This window comes from Kitasatospora sp. A2-31 (assembly GCF_022288725.1).
Classification (GTDB): domain Bacteria; phylum Actinomycetota; class Actinomycetes; order Streptomycetales; family Streptomycetaceae; genus Kitasatospora.
Genome location: NZ_JAKNTA010000012.1, coordinates 30,658 through 48,834, shown reverse-complemented (window position 1 = coordinate 48,834; position 18,177 = coordinate 30,658). Strand labels below are relative to the sequence as shown.

The 18,177-nt window shown below is 70.5% G+C and carries 11 protein-coding genes and 1 pseudogene; 3 read left to right on the top strand and 9 right to left on the bottom strand.

The annotated features are described in order from the left end of the window. Nucleotides 1-441 precede the first annotated feature (441 nt). A complete protein-coding gene (locus MCM47_RS28980; RefSeq protein ID WP_238864638.1) occupies nucleotides 442-930 on the top strand; it encodes a hypothetical protein in 489 nt (162 codons plus the stop codon). Here MCM47_RS28980 and MCM47_RS28975 read toward each other — a convergent pair. Beyond that, nucleotides 902-1,852: an IS5 family transposase gene (locus tag MCM47_RS28975; RefSeq protein WP_238864103.1), complete on the bottom strand. Its 951-nt coding sequence runs from the start codon at nucleotides 1,850-1,852 to the stop codon at nucleotides 902-904. The two genes, MCM47_RS28980 and MCM47_RS28975, sit on opposite strands and share 29 nt — an antisense overlap. Nucleotides 1,853-2,397: 545 nt before the next feature. Between MCM47_RS28975 and MCM47_RS28970 the strand changes: the two genes are divergently transcribed. Further along, the gene (locus MCM47_RS28970) at nucleotides 2,398-2,727 is read left to right on the top strand and encodes a hypothetical protein (protein WP_238864637.1); all 330 of its coding nucleotides are present in this window, start codon (nucleotides 2,398-2,400) and stop codon (nucleotides 2,725-2,727) included. A 203-nt stretch (nucleotides 2,728-2,930) separates the two neighbouring features. Here MCM47_RS28970 and MCM47_RS28965 read toward each other — a convergent pair whose 3' ends face one another. The 7 genes and pseudogenes from MCM47_RS28965 to MCM47_RS28935 form a co-directional block, all read right to left on the bottom strand. Then, complete coding sequence (locus MCM47_RS28965) at nucleotides 2,931-4,805, bottom strand: Ig-like domain-containing protein (RefSeq protein WP_238864636.1); 1,875 nt, start codon at nucleotides 4,803-4,805, stop codon at nucleotides 2,931-2,933. Continuing rightward, on the bottom strand, nucleotides 4,805-9,394 hold the full coding sequence (locus tag MCM47_RS43485) for an Ig-like domain-containing protein (RefSeq protein ID WP_238864635.1): 4,590 nt from the start codon (nucleotides 9,392-9,394) through the stop codon (nucleotides 4,805-4,807). Before MCM47_RS43485 ends, MCM47_RS28965 begins: the two co-directional genes overlap by 1 nt. Nucleotides 9,395-9,405: 11 nt before the next feature. Then, the gene (locus tag MCM47_RS28955) at nucleotides 9,406-12,168 is read right to left on the bottom strand and encodes a hypothetical protein (protein WP_238864634.1); all 2,763 of its coding nucleotides are present in this window, start codon (nucleotides 12,166-12,168) and stop codon (nucleotides 9,406-9,408) included. Nucleotides 12,169-12,686: 518 nt separating this feature from the next. Next, a complete protein-coding gene (locus MCM47_RS28950) occupies nucleotides 12,687-13,061 on the bottom strand; it encodes a hypothetical protein (RefSeq protein WP_238864633.1) in 375 nt (124 codons plus the stop codon). Nucleotides 13,062-13,318: 257 nt separating this feature from the next. Then, entirely contained in the window at nucleotides 13,319-13,768 is a 450-nt protein-coding gene (locus MCM47_RS28945; protein WP_238864632.1) for an ALF repeat-containing protein, read from the bottom strand. Nucleotides 13,769-14,206: 438 nt separating this feature from the next. Then, entirely contained in the window at nucleotides 14,207-16,312 is a 2,106-nt protein-coding gene (locus MCM47_RS28940) for an FG-GAP-like repeat-containing protein (RefSeq protein ID WP_238864631.1), read from the bottom strand. 515 nt (nucleotides 16,313-16,827) lie between these two features. Further along, nucleotides 16,828-17,546, bottom strand: a pseudogene (locus MCM47_RS28935) (Tn3 family transposase). On the opposite strand from MCM47_RS28935, the gene MCM47_RS44145 reads away from it, so the two are divergent. Beyond that, complete coding sequence (locus MCM47_RS44145) at nucleotides 17,437-17,919, top strand: hypothetical protein (RefSeq protein WP_374209225.1); 483 nt, start codon at nucleotides 17,437-17,439, stop codon at nucleotides 17,917-17,919. The pseudogene MCM47_RS28935 and the gene MCM47_RS44145 overlap by 110 nt on opposite strands. On the opposite strand, the gene MCM47_RS28925 is transcribed toward MCM47_RS44145, so the two are convergent. Beyond that, nucleotides 17,900-18,169, bottom strand: a complete 270-nt coding sequence (locus MCM47_RS28925) for a ribosomal protein L7/L12 (RefSeq protein ID WP_238864630.1) — start codon at nucleotides 18,167-18,169, stop codon at nucleotides 17,900-17,902. The two genes, MCM47_RS44145 and MCM47_RS28925, sit on opposite strands and share 20 nt — an antisense overlap. Nucleotides 18,170-18,177 lie beyond the last annotated feature (8 nt).

Below are 18,177 nucleotides of genomic sequence, written 5' to 3'. Positions count from 1 at the left end.
CGTTGCCGAACTGGTGGGCGAGGCAGTCGCACGGCGACACGCCGAAGGTAGACGCGGACGGGGCGGGCACGCCACAGTGGGACACCAGGGCCTCCTGATGCTCAGTTGACTAGACATCACCGAGCTGTGCAGGAGGCCCTTTCCCTATGTCTCAATCAGCGCCCGATCACCCGAACGAGGTCGACACGCGCGACAGTTCGATCAGCAGGCGTGTCATCCGCTTTGGGAATCGCTTCTAAGAAGCGATTCCCAAAGCGGACGTAGCTTCAAGTCTTCGCTGTTCAGGCATGTGGTCGTCGCCGGGTAGGCAGGCTGGATCCGCTGTGTTCAGAAGCCGTTGTTGTACCGAACTTGATCGGCGTGTTTCCGCAGCTCAGGCATGACGCCGGTGTTGGCGAGGCAGGCTCGGGTGGTCGGGTTGTCTGTCGGTGGAGGTGGCGGATGGCGTCGGTGGTGGGTCTGCTGGAGGAGCGGGAACGGGCCGCGCTGGCCCGAGTGGAGGAGTTGCGCGCCGAGCTGGAGCGGGTCCGGGCGGCGGTGCTGGAGGCAGAGGAGGCCGTGCGGCGCGCGGCCGTCGCCCGCGAGGAGGTCGTCGATGCCCTGGCCGCCGCGTCGGGCGTGCCGGACACCGCGGTGGCGGGGGCTGCGGGTGGTGTTGCGGCCAGGGTCGAAATCCCGCCGTGGCGTCAGGGGTTGGATCTTGCGGTGCTGCCGGGTGACTGCGCGGCGATCGTGGCACTGGTCCAGGACGACGCAGCCGGTGGCGGGGGCGGCGTGCGGGCCCGGCAGATGCGCGATCATCTGGGCTGGCAGGCCAGTGACGCGCGCGAACAGGCCGCTCGGTTCCGTGCCAAGCGGCTGGTGGAGCGCGGGTGGTTGTGCGAGGACGGGCCGGGGTTGTTCAAGCCGCGGCCGGGGCGGGCCGGCTGAGGCGGCGGGCAGCGGGGGCACCCCGGCGGGCCAGTCGCCGGGTGGCGGGGATGCTCGCCGCCCACCAGAGCATGGCTTCGGCGCTGTCGGTGCGGGTCTCGTAGTCCCGGGCCAGACGTCGGGCCCGGATCAGGTGAGAGAAGCTGCGTTCGACCACCCAGCGGCGCGGCAGCACGGTGAACCCGGATGCGTCGTCGGGGCGCTTGACGATGGTCAGGGCGAGGGAGAGGACGGCGCGGGCAAAGTCGACGAGCCAGCCGGTGTAGCCGCCGTCGGCCCAGACCAGGGTGATGGCGCGATGCCGGGCGCGCACGCGCTCCAGCAGGTCGCGGCCGGCGTCGCGGTCGCTGACCGAGGCCGCGGTGACGATCACGACCAGCAGCAGGCCGAGAGTGTCGACGGCGATGTGTCGTTTGCGGCCGTTGATTCTCTTTCCGGCGTCGTAGCCGCGGGAGGCGGTGGGAACGGTGGCGTCGCCCTTCACCGACTGGGAGTCGATGATTGCGGCGGTGGGCTCGTCCTTCCTGCCGGCCAGCTCGCGCAGGCGGGCGCGCAGCCGGCCGTACAGTTCCTTGATCAGGTCGTTGTCGCGCCAGCGGCGGAAGAACCGGTACGCGGCCCGCCACCTGGGGAAGTCGGCCGGCAGGCTCGCCCAGCGCACGCCCTCGGCCACCAGGTAGCGCACGGCGTCGATCATTTGACGGTGGCAGTACCCTTCCGGGCGCCCGCCGCGTCCGTTCATCCAGGCCGGGACCGGCAGCAGCGGCCGGACCAGGGCCCATTCTGCGTCGGTCAGGTCGGAGGGGTAGCGGCGGGTGCGGTCCGGATGGTCGGCGGCGTTGCCGAACTGGTGGGCGAGGCAGTCGCACGGCGACACGCCGAAGGTAGACGCGGACGGGGCGGGCACGCCACAGTGGGACACCAGGGCCTCCTGATGCTCAGTTGACTAGACATCACCGAGCTGTGCAGGAGGCCCTTTCCCTATGTCTCAATCAGCGCCCGATCACCCGAACGAGGTCGACACGCGCGACAGTTCGATCAGCAGGCGTGTCATCCGCTTTGGGAATCGCTTCTCAAGCCACGCCAGTGCCTGGCGGTGCCGCCGGTGGCCGCGTGGCGAGCCGGTCGTGCTCCTGCACGGCCACGCCGGACACGCCTCCAACTGGTACCCGCCAGCGTTGGACCAGGCGGGGCGGCGGGAACAGGGCCGGCCTCTCGCCGGCCAGGGCTCCGGTCGGGTCTCAGACCTCGCCGACGGGGATGTTCGGGTTCGTCAGGCTCCATTCCGAGGTCGTCCTGGTCAGTCGAGTGGACAGCCAGGCATGCTGCCTGACCTGCCCGTTTGTTCTATAGGGGAGACTCGACCAATGCACCGCAAAGCCCCCGACCGCTGACCTGGAAGACGTCGACCTCTACCTGCGCAAGTCCAAGAAGATCCGTACGGAAGACCTGCGCGATCTTCTGTCCGTGCAGACGCAGGAGGAACCGGGCCGGGCATGGGCGGCCACGAACGGGAAGCGGGTCCGGGAAGTCTGGGTGGACAACCTGTCGGCGTGGTCGGACGTGAAGCGGCCCGAGTTCGACAAGGCAGTGTCCGCCGTGCTGGCCGGACACGTGCCGATCCTGTGGTGCGCGTTCCTGGACTGGGCACCGCGCCACCTGGACCTCCTCCCCATGCGCTGGTGTGCGGCGCGACGTGGCTGCGCTGGACCGGCCACGACGACATCCGCGCGCTCCGCCACAGCGTCGGCCTCGCCCGTGGTGACGGAGTGCGACGTCGACGGCATGGAGGGCTGAGTGGACCGTGTCCGAGGGCCGGATCGTCCTCGGCTCGGGCCTGGCCGGCAGGTTCTGACGGCGGGGGTGCCGAAGGCGCCGGTCACCACCAGGCAGCCTGTTCTTTGGGTGGGAGGACGGTGTGACCGCGCTGGGCTGGGACCACGGCAGTGCGGTCGCCAGCGACGTGGGTTTCAGTGGGGCCAGCCGACGTCACCCCCGGTTCACAGTGACGGCACGACGCGGTGCCGGAGTGTTGCCGAGCTGGGCTCGAAGTTGGCGTCTCCCGCATAGGTGAGGGTGATCTCGTGGTCGCCTGCCGCGAGGGCCGTGGTATTGAAGGACACCGAGCCGTGTCCGTCGAGCTGCGCGCTGCCCAGGACGGTCGTCCCGTCGGCGAACGTCAAGGCACCTTGAGGCGTGCCGGCTCCGGGCGGGGCCGGACGGACGCAGACTCCGAAGGTCACCTCCTGTCCGGCCACGGAGGGGCTCGGGGACGCCGAGAGTGCCACGACGTATCCGCCGGGCGTCGGAGCTTGGGCGGTCACGGCGCCGTCCTGCTGGAGCTGGAAGCCGAAGACGTCGTCGAAAGTCCCGTTCGCGGTCCCCGGGTAGTAGCCGTACGAGTGGAGAGCGCTGACCCCTGCGGGAAGCAGGACGGCGATGAGCGCTCGCGGGCTGAGGCGTGTCACTCCGGGGGGACCGGAGGTCGACAGGAGGTTGCCGATGCCCATCAGGTCGCTGTCCGCCTGGGTGGCGTCGATCAGGACCGGGTAGCCGTGGATGACGAGGGTGCTTCCCTCCGCTGTGGCGAAACCGCTGCAGGCGGGATCGAGAATCACATGCCCGTCCTGACCGATGCCGAACATGATCGACGATGGTTCGTGGTCCGATTTCGAGCCCAACGCGTACCCGGAGGTGACCGGGGCGGGGATGGCCGTCAGTGCGTTCACCCTTGTGCGGGGAAGCTGCTTGTTCCCCTTCGGGTGGAAGAAATTGATCGTCTCCAGGTCGTGGGACAGCGCCGTGGCGTCGATGTGAATCGTCTTGGGACTGAGGGCCAGGGTGGAGCCCGTGGCCGTGGCGCAACCCCGGTACATCGGGTCCACGACCACGTTCCCGTCCGGAGTGATGCGGAAGTACACGTCGGCGACGATTCCCGCACCGGCGAGGAGGCCGTAACCGGTGCCGGGTACTGCGGCGACGGGAACCGCGGTGAACGCAGTGGTCACGCAGTGCGGGAAGACCTTGGCTGAGACCTCGAGCAACTGCAGATCGTGGGGGAGCGCCGTGCAGTCGACGTGGACGGTGCGGCCCTTGACAGTCAGCGTGGTGCCGTCTGCCCTGGCGAACTCGTCGTATCGATGGTCGAGGCTGACCTGCCCGTCCGCCGTGATGCCGAAGGTCCAGGCGACGAAGAAGCCCGAGCCCGGCTGGAATTGGTATCCATCGGCAGGAAGGGCCGTGAGCGGGTTGACCCCGCCGGGTAGCCACCGGGCGAACCCATCCGGCTTGATCGAGTGGTCGAGCCCGGTGCTGTCGACGGTGACGGTGCGTCCGGAGACGGTCAGCACGTCGACGCCGGTCTGCGGGTCGACTCCGGTCATCGTGAGTTCGACGACGTCCGGGCCGACCAGGACGGTGCCGTCGGCCGTCAGGCGAAAGTCAAAGGAACCGCCGGCCACGCCGTCCAGTCGATAGGTCGGCGAGGGTGGCAGCCGCAGGTCGTACTGCTGGTGCGACTCGAAGACGCTCCCGCTGATCCGGAGCCGGAGCCCGTGATCGACCTGCACATCCAACCGGACGGGAAGTCCGTGTACGGTCAGGCAACCGCGCTGGTCACGCCCGTCGAGGAAGTGGTCGTACGACGGGTCATAGGCGAGGGTGCCGTCCCCGGCGACCGTGAAGGTGAAGTCGGCCACCGAGACGCTGTCGGGGCCCCCGCTCCCCAACTGCAGGTGGCATGGCGTTGCGACGGGCAGCGACACCGTGGGTGGTGGCGAGGCGGAACCGTCGAAGACCGTGGGCCCTGCCTCGGGGACGCTGAACGAGTGGCATGTCAGGTTCGAGGTGTCGATCCGGATCTCGGTGTCGGGCATCAGGTGCTTCCCGGGGGCTTGCGGAAGGGGGTCGTACCGTGGATCTCCAGGCGTGGTGTGACGCAGACCCGGCTCGCGGCCCGGGCCACGAACTGGCTGGCGGTGCCGTGTCCGGGGCTGAGGACGTTGGTGCCGCCAAACACGCAGCGGAGTTCGTGGGTGCCGGCCGTCAGGTCAGTCGCGGTCAGCACCGCGTGGCCGGCGTGCAGCGGTACCCGGCCCAGCCGTCGGGTGCCGTCGGTGAAGGTGACGTGTCCGCTGGATGCGGCTTCCTCCGTGCCCGGCGCCGCGCCCGCCCGCCGCACCGTGGCCGTGATCGTCACCGGCTGGCCGTAGACCGAGGGATTCGGCGACGAGGTGACGCTGAGATCTGCAGGCGCCCTGGCCGGACCGAGGTCGGCGAGACCCAGCGTGTCGGCGTAGAGCAGGCGCGGGGGCTGGGACGGGTCGTCGGCCGGCAGGGTGTCGTGTTCCTCCACCAGGAGGCGGAAGTCGGCGGGGTCCCGGTCCTCGGGAAGGGTGACGGTTCCGCACCACAGGACGGCATCGGGGACTGTCGGACCGGGAGCGCCGGGGTCGACGCCGGCCTCCGGGGCGGGGACCCATGCCAGCTCGTCCGCGAGGCCGGGCTGCCGCTCCTGGACGGACACCATGACGGAAGCCGAGCCGACGCTCGCCGCCGTCCCCTGGTAGCTCTCGCCCGATACGACCACTTGGAGCCGGCCCGGGGCCCCGATGCCGCGGGTCACCAGCACCGACCGGTCCGCAGGCAGTTGGACGAAGTCGGCGAGGACCACCCGGGAGAGTTTCACGTCGCGGGAGGCACCGGCGACCGCGGGGTCGTGCTCGACGACGGAGTGCGGCTGGTAACGGGCCAGTGCCAGGCGCACGAAGGGTTCGAACGCCGGTGCGTCGCCGGTCCGGGCCATCTCGATGTCGCAGAACCACAGGCGCCGGTGCTCGTCGTAGGCGACGTCGTAGGCGTGGACGTGGACCCGGTTGGCCGGTGTGGGGTCCAACTCGTCCAGGGTGAGACCCTCGGGGCCATGAGGGGTCGCGGGGCCGGTGTCCAACGTCCCGGTGAAGGTCAGGTCCGTCGTGCCGGGCCGCGGGCCGTCGTAGCTCCGCAGCGGGTCGTCGGCCACCCGGGTCACGTAGCCGGCCAGCGGCTCCGGCGGCTCGACCCCCGAGGGGGCCACCAGGACGCCCAGTTGCTCGCCCTCGCCCGAGGAGAACCACGGCCCGTCCAGGTAGACCCGCAGGCAGCCGTGCCGGTGGCTGGCCATGACGTTCGTGCGGGTCTGACGGCGCCACTCGAAGGCGGGCACGACGTACCGCACCCGGGGCGCGGCCGGGCGGGCAGAGCTGGGCACGTGGACGACGACGTCGTCACTGGCGCGGGTCACCGGCGGCAGGAAGTCGACGTGCACCGCCTGCCCGTCGGGGATGCCGCCGTGGTCGGTGCGGGCGATGGTGCCCGCGCCGTAGTCCATCGTGTAGTCGCCCACACCCTCCGTGACCGGGGCGTACACGGTGGCGCCGTCCGCGCTGCGCACGGTCTCCGAGTGCGGGGCCACGCCGGCCGGCTCGAGCGGGACGGTGGTCGTTCCGTGGAGCTCGGTCCGGGCTTGCCGGACGAAGTGCTCGGCGAAGCGGCTGCTCGCGACGGCGCGGTAGCGCACCACGCGGTGCCCGGTGTCCGGGAACCGGTGCCGGGGGCATCGGCCGGTGCGGGTCAGGATGCTTCCGGTCGCCGGGTCGTAGTCGGCCACGATCCGCCCGCCCAGTGTGATCGGGCCGGGCAGGTCGCTGCTGATCTGGCCGTGCTCCAGGTGCAGTTCGTCGGCGGCGGACTCGGTGGGTGCCGGGGCGGCCGTTCCGGAGTCCGGCACCTCGTTCCAGGTGCCGATCAGGTCGACCCGGCCCGTGCTGGAGTGGTGCACCCGGATGGTGCCTTCGAGGCCCGTGTCGGTGCCGCCGATCGCCCGTGTGGCGACCAGGGCGTCGATGGTCGGCCGGCCCAGCGGCTGCTGCACGGCATGCACGAGCAGCAGGGGGCGGGCCGGGGTGAGGGCCCAGTGCCCGCCCGTCACGGCCCACTGTGCGAGGCGGCCGGCCTCCTCGCACAGCGCCTCCAGTTCGGTCGGCCGTTGAAGGGTCTGCGCGGTGTCGTCGACCTGTCGGCGCATCCAGTCCCAGACGCCCAGGAGGACGAGATCGGCGGGATCCAGCCAGGAGCTGAGTGCGACCTGCGCCACCGTGCCCTTGGGCAGCGAGACGGTGAGGGTCCGCCGCTGCGCGTCCCAGTCGGGGGGCTGCGTCCCTTCGCGGAGCACCAGCCGGAACGGCTGCACGTGCGGCCAGTCCGCGGCGTGCCCGAAGCCGATCAGGGTGGCTGTGGCGCGGTGGTCGTCGTCCAGCGTGAAGTCCGTCGGTCGGTAGCGTAGGTGGCCGGTGTCGTCGACGGTGCCGACTGTGTCGTCGGGTGTGCCCGGCAGGCCGCGCAGTGCGGCTCCCCGGGCGATGACGTCCGGCAGGTAGGGCAGCACGAGTTGCTCGGCCGGTGCCACCGGGACTGTCCCGTCGTGGTCCAGGTGAGCGGCGTCCCCGGTCACGATCATCTGGTACGTGTCCGGATCGCCGCGCACCCGGCCGTCGGGGCCGTCGAACGCTCCGTGGGCCTCGGCCAGTGCCACGGTGGTCCGGGGCGGGGCGAGGTGACGATCGGTGATGTCGGGGCTCGCTACGGCATCGTGGGCGCTGTCGGTGTTGGCGCTGCGGATGACGAGCCGGTCCGGTGATGCGCCAGGATCGGTGTCCGGTGGCAGCGGGGCGCGCGGCACGACGACGGGGGAGGGTACGGGTTCGTAGCGCAGGTACACCCGTCCGGGCTCCGTCGTGGGCAGCGCCGGGAGGTCGTCGGCCTCGGCCAGGGTCCGGCTGTTGCCGGCCAGGTCGACCACGCGTGCCCGCAGCCGGTAGCCGACGCCGAAGCGCAGCGTGGGCAGCGAACGGGCGGTGGCCACGAAGGAGGTCTGCAGCTGCAGTGGGTTGACCGCGGCGTTCTTCGGCCGGACCGGGTCCACCGTCGGGTCGTTGCCGGTGGCCAGGGCGAGGCCGGGCCGCGGCGCCACCAGGCTCCAACCGGCCCAGCGCAGCAGGGACTCGGGCAGGTAGAGCACGGCCGGCACGGCGGGGTGCTCCGGCTGGGCAGGCACGCCCGCGGCGGACAACTGGACGAAGCCTTCGTCGTCGATCGTGAGGACGGTGCCCGTCCGCTCGAAGCGGTAGGTCCCGGAGCGGGCGCACAGCGAGTGCCAGGTCTCCGACCGGGAGTCCCACACGTCGACTCGGTAGCCGCGGACCAGCTGTTCGGCGCCGAGGAGTACGTCCTGCGGGCTGTCCCCGTCGAGCGTCGTCCGATTGCGGCTCTGGTCGGCCAGCCGTGCGGCGAGCGCGTGCGCCCGGCCGTCCTGGACCAGTGAGAAGCCTGCCGAACGCAGCGTGGGCAGAGCTGCGGTGTAGGGCCGGTCGGCGGCTGCCCGGGAGAGTGAGGCTTGCAGGTTCAGCGTCAGGTTGACGAGTTTGTGGACGGCGCCGTCCACGTCGACGTCGATCAGATCGAAGTCAGGCCCGGTCAAGTCCAGCAGGCCGTTGGGGATACCCGGGGCGGTGGGGCTGGGGGCGGCGACGAAGTCGTCGCCGTCCCAGACCGCGCTGGTGGTCGGCGAGACGTCCGCCGTCGGGTCGGTTGGGTCGGCGGCCTGCCGGCGGGGCAGCACGCGTAGTCGGCGAGCGGTGGACGCGGTGGGGATTCCGGCGGCCGGGAGTTCGAGGTCGATGATCAGACCCAATCGGCGCATCAGGGCCGGGTAGTCGCCCAGGCAGGCCACGCACTGGTGGAAGTCCAGCAGCCCGGACAGCTGGTTCGCCGACGGCAGAGGGGCATTTGGGCGGGCCGGCCGGTCGTGGAATTCATGGAACGCGGCGACGGAATCGGTTTGGGAGGTGGGCGTCGGCGCGGCCGCCGGCGGCGCGTTCGGATCCGGTTCAGCAGAGCGCAGGGCGATGCGCGGTTCCCGCCTGTCCGGCGGTGGCGGGGGCGAGAAGCCGCAGGCGACTAAGACAGGCAGCAGCCCGTTCGCTCCGTTGTCGGTGAGGGGCGGCGGCCCGTCGAGCGCGTCGAGAGCGACGGTCGTGTAGAGGCGCCGAACTTGCTCCTGTAGGGCCCTGGCCGGGTAGGAGATCAGCCGGTGACCGGCGTAGTCGTGGAAGCCCGGGGTGGAGCGCACGGGTGTCTCTGGCGCGAACAGGGCCTCCCACAAGGTGGGTTGGAGCTGGCCGAGGGCCTTCAGCCCGTCGGCCACGACCGTGCCGTCGAGCTCCAGCGCAAACGTGGTCGTCGCCAGCCGGGACGGCCAGTTCTGCTCCCCAGTACCGCCGAGGTCGCGGAACCTGCCGAGCACGCCGGACGTTCCGTCCGTGGTGGTCAACCGGGGCGAGGCCACCACCGACACGCGCAGCCGACGGTCGTCGTCCTCGCCGACGACGCCGTGGGGGACCGCGGTCCACATCACACGTTCAGGCACGGTGTACCTCCTCATGCGAAGGCGTCGGCGTACGCCCGCCAGTCCTCTTCGGTGGTCACGTCACCGAAGTCCGGGTCGCCCGCCGGGTCGGCGCCGCCAACGAGGACGCGCCGGACGGTGAGTTCCACCGACTCGCTGAACAGGGTGAGATCGACCTTGATCGTGAGGGTTGCCGTGCCCTCCAGCCGGTCCGGGTGCGTCGCGTAGGTCAGGCCGAGGTAGAAGTCGATCGAGGCACTGACCAGGCCGAGGACCTCGACCTCGCCGCTCTGTCGCTGGTAACCCGTCACCGAGGCCCTGCCGACCGGCAGAGCGTCGTAGCGGGCGTAGACACCGACCATCAGGGCGACGTTGCCGCTGGCTACCCCGAAATCCAGGCCGACGGCTGCACCGACCTCCAGGCTGGCCTCTACGGTCTCGATGCCGTCCAGCCCCAGGGCCAGGGCGAAGAAGCCTCCGCCGCCCAGGCCTTCGACGGTGACCAGGAACTCGTCGTTGCGCTCGCCGAAGGCGAAGCGCAGGCTCGGCCGGTCGTCGAGGAAGGGGAGGTTCAGGCTGATGCCCAGTCTCACGTTCTCCAGCAGGAAGACGCCGAGAGGAACGGGTGGCAGCGGCAGGGAGTAGGAGGCTCGGACGCCCGCGGGGCTCACGTCGACGGTGGGTGCGTGGGCCAAGCCGCTGCCGCCGATGAGGTCCGCCAGGGCGGAGAAGAAGGAGAGGTCCGAGAACAGGCGCACGGCGTGGTCCGGCAGCTCCACGCTGACGCTGGGCTTGGCGCCATTCTCCGACCGGAAGGTCAGGGCGTCGAAACGGACCTCCAGGACGCCTGCGAAGCCGACGGTGAAGTCGCGTAGCGTCGTGCGCACCGACGTCCGGGGCGGGTCGGGCTCCGACCCCGGTGACTGCTCGATCCGGGCACGCAGCGACAGGGAGATGGGTGCGCCGCTGTCCGACGCGTGCAGCAGCGCGCTCGTACTCTCCACCTTCGGCTCCCAGTCCAGCGTCGTCACCACCGACATGGCGGTGGTGCGGCTGAACATCTGCGGGAACTGCCGTGGCTCGAAGACGCCGGAGATCAGCTGGGCCAGCGGTACGGCGCCCATGAGTTTCGCAGTGTCGGCGAAGAACACGGCGGGATCGAATCGCCCTGCCGTGAGTGCGTCCAGATCCCCGGCGACCGGCCCGAGTGTCGACGACAGGCCCTTTACGGCCATGTTCGGCCTCGCCAGCACCGCGCCGCGCTCGGCGGGCAGCTTCACCTCCAGCGGCGCCGTGAGTTCGGCGAACAGGTGGGCGGGGTTGCCGTCGGTGTCTGCCAGGTACGTCGGCGACGGCACGACGGTCGCCGGATTGGCGGTGCCCAGCAGCCGGTCGACCGCCGGGAATCGCACCTGCGCCGATTCGAGCACCGGCAGGAACGGCAACGGGCCGTGGCCGATGACCACGTCGAAGGTCAGTGCGTCGGTGGTCAGGGTGGTATCGCCGGGCCGGACCCGGTCGACCGGTGGCGCGAACGCCACCGGCGCGCCCCCGACGTCGACGCGTCGCTGTACGGACGGGTCCGTGGGGTCACCGCGGCGGTAGCGGGCCCGGATCTCGGCCAGGATGCCGGGGTCGTCGGCGAGGTCGAGGGGGACGAAGACCAGGGCTGCGTGGAAGTCGGTGTCGGTGCCCGCCCGGTCGGTCCCGATAAGGTGGAACGGGACAGTCCCCGGCGATGTGGCATTCATGATCCAGAAGGGCGGGTCCGCGCTGTCGGGGGAGTCGCTGCGCCGGTCGATGTCGGGAAGCACCCGCGGGCTCGCCGGGGTGAACAGGGTTGCGATGCGCACGTCCGTGAACGGCATCTCCCTGCCGTGGTGCTCGTAGTCGTCATCGGCGTAGTGCTTCACCGGTTCGCGGACCAGGAGGAACTGGTACTCCCGCAGGACCGCCACCGGTCGGCCGGTGTTCTCGTCAATCGTGCGGTCGGTGACGTCGATCCAGGCGGCGCGGTGTTTGAACGGGAAGAGCACACCCTCCTGCGTGATGCGCGCGAACTGGTCCCTTCCCAGGGTCGTCACGTGGTGCCACGCGCTGAGTGAGGGGTGGTCCGGCCAGTGCCCGTGCGCCCGCAGCCAGCCGCCCCGCGCGGAGAGCATCAGCTGGTCGACCTCGACGGGAGCGGCCGCCGAGAGCGCGACGATGGTCTGGCGCTGGGCGGGCGTCGGCCGCAGGGCGGCCGCCAAATCCGGTAGCGTGCCGGCCGCGCCCGGCGAAGACACCGCCCGCACATAACGGTCCTCCACCAGCTCCTCGTCGACGACCGGACGGCCGTCGGCGTCGAGCGCCCGCACCCCCAGGCGGGTGTGCCACAACTCGGTGCGCCCCGCGTGGGTGACCGGCTCGATGTCGTGGGCCCAGCCACCGCCGGGATGGGGCGAGAGCACTAGGTGGTAGGGGAGCTCCAGCGCGGTCTCGGTCGCCTGCGGGGCGGCGCCACTGCGGCCGGCGGCATCTGGGTCGGCGGCGACGGCACCTCTCGGCTGCCGGGCCGCGCGAGGCAGGCTGGGTTCCAGGGCCCCCCAGTCGAGCAGTGCCTCCAGCGTGAACGGGAGCCGGTCGGTTCCCGGCGGCAGCCGGAAGACGAGCCTGCTGGGACCGGACAGTTGCCCGAGCTGCGGCACGGACAGCGCCGCGCTGCCTGGGAGCACCGGCTCGGCGGCGTGCTGCGGCGGGAAGTGGACGATGACGAAGGCGTCCTGACCGGCCTGCTCTCGCACGAGCCAGCCCACCGATGGTCCGTCGGTCTGCAATGCGAGATTGAGTAGCTCGAATCGGACGGCCAACAGATCCTGCGACCGCACTACGTTTCGTGAGAAGGAGGCCATAGGGTCCACCCCCGTCCGGAGGATGATTCCCTCATTTCGATGCTACCCGTCGACGGGATCCTACGTACAGGGACCGCCCGCCGCCGGGCGGCCTCCAGGGGGACTACGCCGTCGCCGTCGTCGGTGCGCCTCAGGTCGATGCTTGGCCCCCGCGGAGTCGGGGTCGACCTCGCGTCCTTGCAGCTGGCGAAGAGCCAGACGACGTTGACGACCAGTCCGGCGAGGAGGCCACCAATGAGTACGTGTCCGTAATCCGGGCAACGTGTCCGCAACGACACCACCACCCCGTCAGCCCCCATCCGCCGACCCGGGAAGAGCGCACTTCGCGCGCCACAGTCCCGCCCAACCGGCGCGACGTCCGGCACCGCGGTAGCGCTGACCGAGCCCCGGGAGGAGTGTGGTCTCCGACTATCGGGACCTCTTCAGTTCGCGGGGTCGATGGTGATGCAGTTGAACGTTTCGTCGCCGGCGCCAGTGTCGTCTGCGAGTGTCACCGACAACCGGTAGGAACCTGCGACGAAGGGGCCCACGGTCGGCTTCTGTAGCGGACCGGTATCGCCCGGGGCCAGCGCCGGCTCGTCGAAGGTCTCGTCGAAGACCACGGGGTGATCCGCGTCGTCACTGCCGGGGCAACCCTCCGGAATGCTCGTGATCACGAGTCGGTCCGTAAAAGCCTCGACGTCTACATCGCTACGGTTGACCGCACTCCACTGGACCTGGAAAGAATCGGATTCACTGAGGATCGCCGAGCTCGGAACGATGGGATTCTGAGGATCGGTGAAGAAGACGTCAGTCATTGATCGAATTCCCTCGTGAACGTGGCCACATCACTGTTAGTGAGCCCTACCAGTCTTGACTCGATGGGCCCGGGCCTCGGAGGGCGCAGGGGTCCGATTGACGACGCAGTGCGCCGGTTGCCCGCCGCACGGGCGCGTCGCCTGCTCTCTCTTCCAGTATGGATGATGTGGGCGGTTTGGCACCCGCCGCTTCGACGGCCGGCTCCTGCGTCAGCCGCCGCTACTCATCCCAACCGAGCTGCACCTTTCGGAGGACGTTAAGTCGGTTTCTGATAGCGGCCGCGTCCGGGGTGGGCAAGGAGTCCCTGACGAACGAGTCGTCCCAGGCGGGAGCGGGTGACGTTGATCGAGGGCTCGTCGGTGGGCAGGCCGAGGAGTTCGTGTAGGTCGCGAACCCGGAAGACCTGCCCGGGATGATCGTTGAAGGCGGTCACGATGCGCTGGTAGACGGTGGCGGTCTCGGCAGGGGCCGGTTCGTGGTCGGGCAGGGCGAGGCCGTCGATGACCTTGCCGGCGGTGACCTCCCGGACCCCGGGGCCCGAAACGGCGACCACCTCCTCGACCTTGGCCCGCAGGTCCTGGTCGGCCGCTGCCGCCCGGCCGCCGGCCACGAATGCGTGGACATCGGCATCCGAACTCGTGAGCGCGAGCTCGGCGGCCCGGCGCACCGCCGGACCGCCGCTCATCCACACCGCGACCGCGGCCAACCCGGTCGGCGACCGGGCCTGTCGGAGGCGCCGTCTCAGCTGCCGTCGGGGCCGCCAACAGCCCGGTCAGCACACTGCCGGCCGCCAGGCCGGCGGCGAACCGCCTCCAAGCGGCCCTCCTGCTTCTCGTGATCCTCATCGAAGAACGGGAATCATGTCCTGTGGGGCCCCCGGACTGCTGGCCGGTGGCGTGGATGTCGGTGCACCCTGTTCCGGCTTGCCTGCCGGAGCAGACTGCGGTGTTGGATGCAGGGCAAAGGAAGGGGGGCGGTTCCGCACACGGATCCGTCGAATCTGGAAGATCTGGCCCCGCGGCTTAGGCGGGCCTCCGGCCGCTGGAAGCCGGTCGGAGGCCACAGTTCGCATCTCGGCTCGGGCGGTTACCAGGTGCCGACGGCCTTCGTAGGTGGCGCCTTGGTGCGTGGTGCGCTGCTGGGCTCAGAGGGGTTTGAGGTCGGGGTAGAGGTGGAGGGTTCCGTCGGGCCAGATGGAGACGACGTCGGGTTTGCCGTTGGCGTCGAAGTCGGCGCTGGCGGCGTCGCGGGCTCCGCTCCAGGAATTGTCGGGCCACATCTTCACGCCGCTGGTGATGTGTCCTTGTCCGTCGCCGGGTTGCATCCAGAAGCCGTCGCTGGACCAGATGACGCCCATGTCGGTCTTGCCGTCGCCGGTGTGGTCGCCGGCGATGAGCTGGCGGGCGTTGAGGAAGATGTTGTCGGGCCACATCTGGATGGCGTCAAGGCCGTTGTCGAGGCGGCCGGTGTTGTTGCCGGGGGCGAGCCACAGCGAGCCGCCGTTCCACAGGACGCCCAGGTCGGTCTTGCCGTCGCCGGTGAAGTCCCCGGCGAAGATCTCTTTCGCGTCCTTGTAGAGATACAGGGAGTCGGGCTTGCCCCACAGTGCGGTGGAGGGTTGGAAGGTGCCGTTGGCGTTGCCCGGGTAGACCTGGAGTTGGCCGTCGCCCCAGATTGCAACGAGGTCGGTCTTGCCGTCGCCGGTGAAGTCCCCAGCGGTGATCTTGGTGATGCCCTTCCAGCCGGAGCTGGGCCACAGCAGCACCGGGTCGCCGAGGGTGGTGCCAGTGGTGGCGGGGTGGAGCCAGAGGTATCCGTCGTTGTCGATGGTGACCGCGTCGGCGTGGCCGTCGCCGGTGAAGTCGCCTGCGGTCACGGCGATGTTGTCCAGGGCGTAGTGGTGGGCGCTGGCGGCGGCGGTGGGCTGGTGGGTGGCGACGAATCCGCCCTGGAAGCCGGTGCGGGTGCCGGTGAGGTTGGGGGATTCCTCGGTGATGGGGAAGCCGAGCCAACCGTTCTCCCAGCCGTTGTCGGCCCACACGCTGCGGGTGCCGCCCGTGACCAGGTGGGCACCGGTGGCCGCGCTCCAGTAGATGGAGGTGTTCGCGGTGTTGGAGCCCGGCGATGCGAAGTGGGCGTACTTGCCGGGCTGTACCGGGGTGGCCGTGGTGTCGGTCGTCGGGATGCCGACGGTCGCGGGGCCGCCGAGTTCGAGGTACTTGGTGAGGATCGGGCCGCACAGCGTGCGGCCGGTGCCGGCCGGGTACTGGATGCAGGTGTTCCAGTCGAGGTCGAGCGCCTTCTTGACCCAGTCGCCGAGGTCGTCGACGCGGGTGCTCACCGCGCCGGTGCCTCCGGGGGTCTCGCCGAGGCAGCCGCCCTGCCAGGAACGGGAGACGACACCGGCGATCTCGACGGTGCCGCCGCGGGTGCGCAGCAGCGGCGCTCCGGCATCCCCCGCGCACAGCGTGGAGTCACCCGCGGCGGGAGCACTGTCGATGCCTACGGCGGAAACGGCGCCGACGGTGTGGGAGACGGTGCGCGGGTTGGTCGGCGCCCAGCCTGCCGCAGTACGTCCGAAGCCAGGAATCCGGAAACTGTCACCCGGGACGGGGGCGGCAGTCGCGATCTTCACAGGGGCCACACCCGGGACCAGGCTGTCGAGGCGGACGAGCGCAGCGTCCCGGCCGGCCTGAGGGACGACCTCGGCAATGCCGATCGCCGCGCCGCCGACGGTGAACGTGCTCGTGGCGGCCGGCCGACCCCGGGTGAGCGAGGCGGGGTTGTCGGTGAAGCAGCCGGCCGAGGTGAGAGCCCATAGCGGATTGACGAGGGTCGCGGTGCAGCCCCGGGAGCCGGCCCGGCCCGCCAAGCCGACGTTGATCTTGCCGACGGCCGGGTATTCCGATGTGACCGGCGTGGCGGCGGGCCCTCCGGAGGTCACCAACTCCAGAAGTACTGCTGAGCCTTCGGGTGACGCGCCCTCGCCGACGGGCTGGAACAGGTTCTTGGGGATGTCGATCTGCGTGACTGTGCCGTTCGTGCTGAGTGTGGCCTTGGTCGTATGGTCGTCCCCCTTGATGCTGTAGACCTTGGGGATCTCCAATGACAGGTAACCCGAAGGCCCAGTCGCCCGGAAGCAGATCGGCCCAGCGGGATCCGTGATCCGGCTGTACACCATCAGCAGGTTCTCGCCTGATTGGCAGTCCGAGACGATCCGGATGTTCCCGTCCCCGGACTTCACGGTCACCCCCTGATCCGCCAGGGTCTTTGCGGCCCCCGGGTAGGCGAACCCCTCGACCGCCAAAGGCGGCACGGCCGTATCCCCCGCGGCCGGCACCGAGGACACCACGCCGGCGGGTATCGCCAACAAGACCGCAAAGGGCAGTATCAGCCTACGTCTTTTGCGCACAGATACCCCAAAGAGACATGCCAGAAGGCGCTGTTGGGCAACCGCATGGACTCCCGGGAGAACGATAGGGGGTGGCCAGACAGACCGACAGGTAGCCCGCGAGGAGTTGCAGTGTCTGTGAGGTCACGGTCGGGCATCGTGCCGCGCTCCTCCAGGCCGTCGATGGCACCCGGCCCCGCCTCCGCCCCGCTCACCGACGCCGCCCCCGGCCTCCACCACGCGTGGGACACGCCGGCCGCCCCGGCATCGCCGCCCGGCGCTTCACCACCCACCCGCCCCGCGCCGCCGACGGCACCATGCAGACCCCGAACACCTGGCGCCTCAACCGGACATGAGCCCATGCCGCCGCAGCGTCAGCACCGGTCCGGCCGCGGGCAGGTGATCGCGGCACCGTCCCCGGCGCGGGCGCGGGTCTCGCCCGGCTCGGGGTCGGCGTACGGGCTGTGACCGGGGAAGCCGTGCCCGTCCGGGCCCACGCGCCACCTGGCCCGGTGGCCGGGTCCGTCCTCCTCCTCGACCGTCCACGCACCCGCCCCGTCCGCGTCGTTCGGACACCAGCACTGCTCAGTGCCGTCCTCGTTCATCGCCCGTCTCCTTTCGCTACCGACAGGCCACGCGGTCAGGCCGCGTCGTCGGCGCAGCGGCCGGTGCCCGGTGCCGTCGAACTGCGCGATCTCGCGGTCGTAGTCGACGGCGATGGACCCGAAGAAGTTGACGGATCCGGAGCGGGCCGGGGAGATGTGCGCGAGGAGCTCGTCGATTGCCCGCCCGGCGCGGCGCAGTTGCGCCATCGCCAGGCCCAGGTATTCGGTGTGCCAGGCGACGACGGAGTTGGTGACGACGGTCAGGCACCAGGCCTGCTCGTTCTGCTGCTCGCGGTGCCGGCCGCGCACGATGCCCTGGTCGGCGTAGTGCAGGCGGCGGCGCAGCGCGGGTAGGGCTCGCCCTTGTTGAGCTGCCGGGTGATCTTGCGGCGGTACGCCTCATCGGACAGGTACCGGGCGGCGAAGACCGTACGGCGCAGCGCGCCGTACTCCTTCAACGCGCCGGCAAGCGCGTTCTGCCGGGACACGGCGGGTCAGCAGCGGTGCCGCATCGGCGAGCCGCTTCCCTTCGAACTGCCCTACTGGGCTGGGGAGCGCCGTGCAGAGGTCGTTCCGTGGTCGGACGAGGATAACGAGCCGTACGCGCGGCCGTTTCACCCGCTGGAGATGGGCGAGGACGCACTGCGTGCGCTCTGCGAGTTCATCGTGGAAGGCCGCCCGAATTCCGGTGACGTGGATGCGGACGTCATCGGCCTTCACGGTTTCCTGGTGCGGGACCCGGAAGCTCCGGACCCCGCAGCGAAGGCGGCCGCGCTCAGAGCGGCTGCGGCGGCCATGGCGCCGCCACGGACCTACGTGCTGGGCCCCGATGGCACGTTGATCAAGCGGGACGCTTTGTAGCCCATGGCACCACCGTGACCGAAGCGCCGGCTGCGCGCAGGTCCTCGGCATGCCGTCGCGCCGCGTTCTCCTCGATCCCTTCGAAGAGCAGAACCGGAGGCGTGTCGGTCACGGTCTGCTTCGCGTGCCACAGCCCGACGCCCGTCATCGTGCGGAACGTCTTCGCAACCTCCAACGGGCTGAGGCCGGCGTCGAGGAGCACCAGATTGTGGGGGATGTCGTCGCAGATGAGCGTGAAGTACGTGGTCATGTGTGCTG

Bases quoted from the DNA above. Each gene is read 5' to 3' on its own strand.
- MCM47_RS28980 (WP_238864638.1), top strand. From the start codon at position 442: ATGGCGTCGGTGGTGGGTCTGCTGGAGGAGCGGGAACGGGCCGCGCTG.
- MCM47_RS28965 (WP_238864636.1), bottom strand. From the start codon at position 4,805: ATGCCCGACACCGAGATCCGGATCGACACCTCGAACCTGACATGCCAC.
- MCM47_RS28950 (WP_238864633.1), bottom strand. From the start codon at position 13,061: ATGACTGACGTCTTCTTCACCGATCCTCAGAATCCCATCGTTCCGAGC.
- MCM47_RS28925 (WP_238864630.1), bottom strand. From the start codon at position 18,169: ATGACCACGTACTTCACGCTCATCTGCGACGACATCCCCCACAATCTG.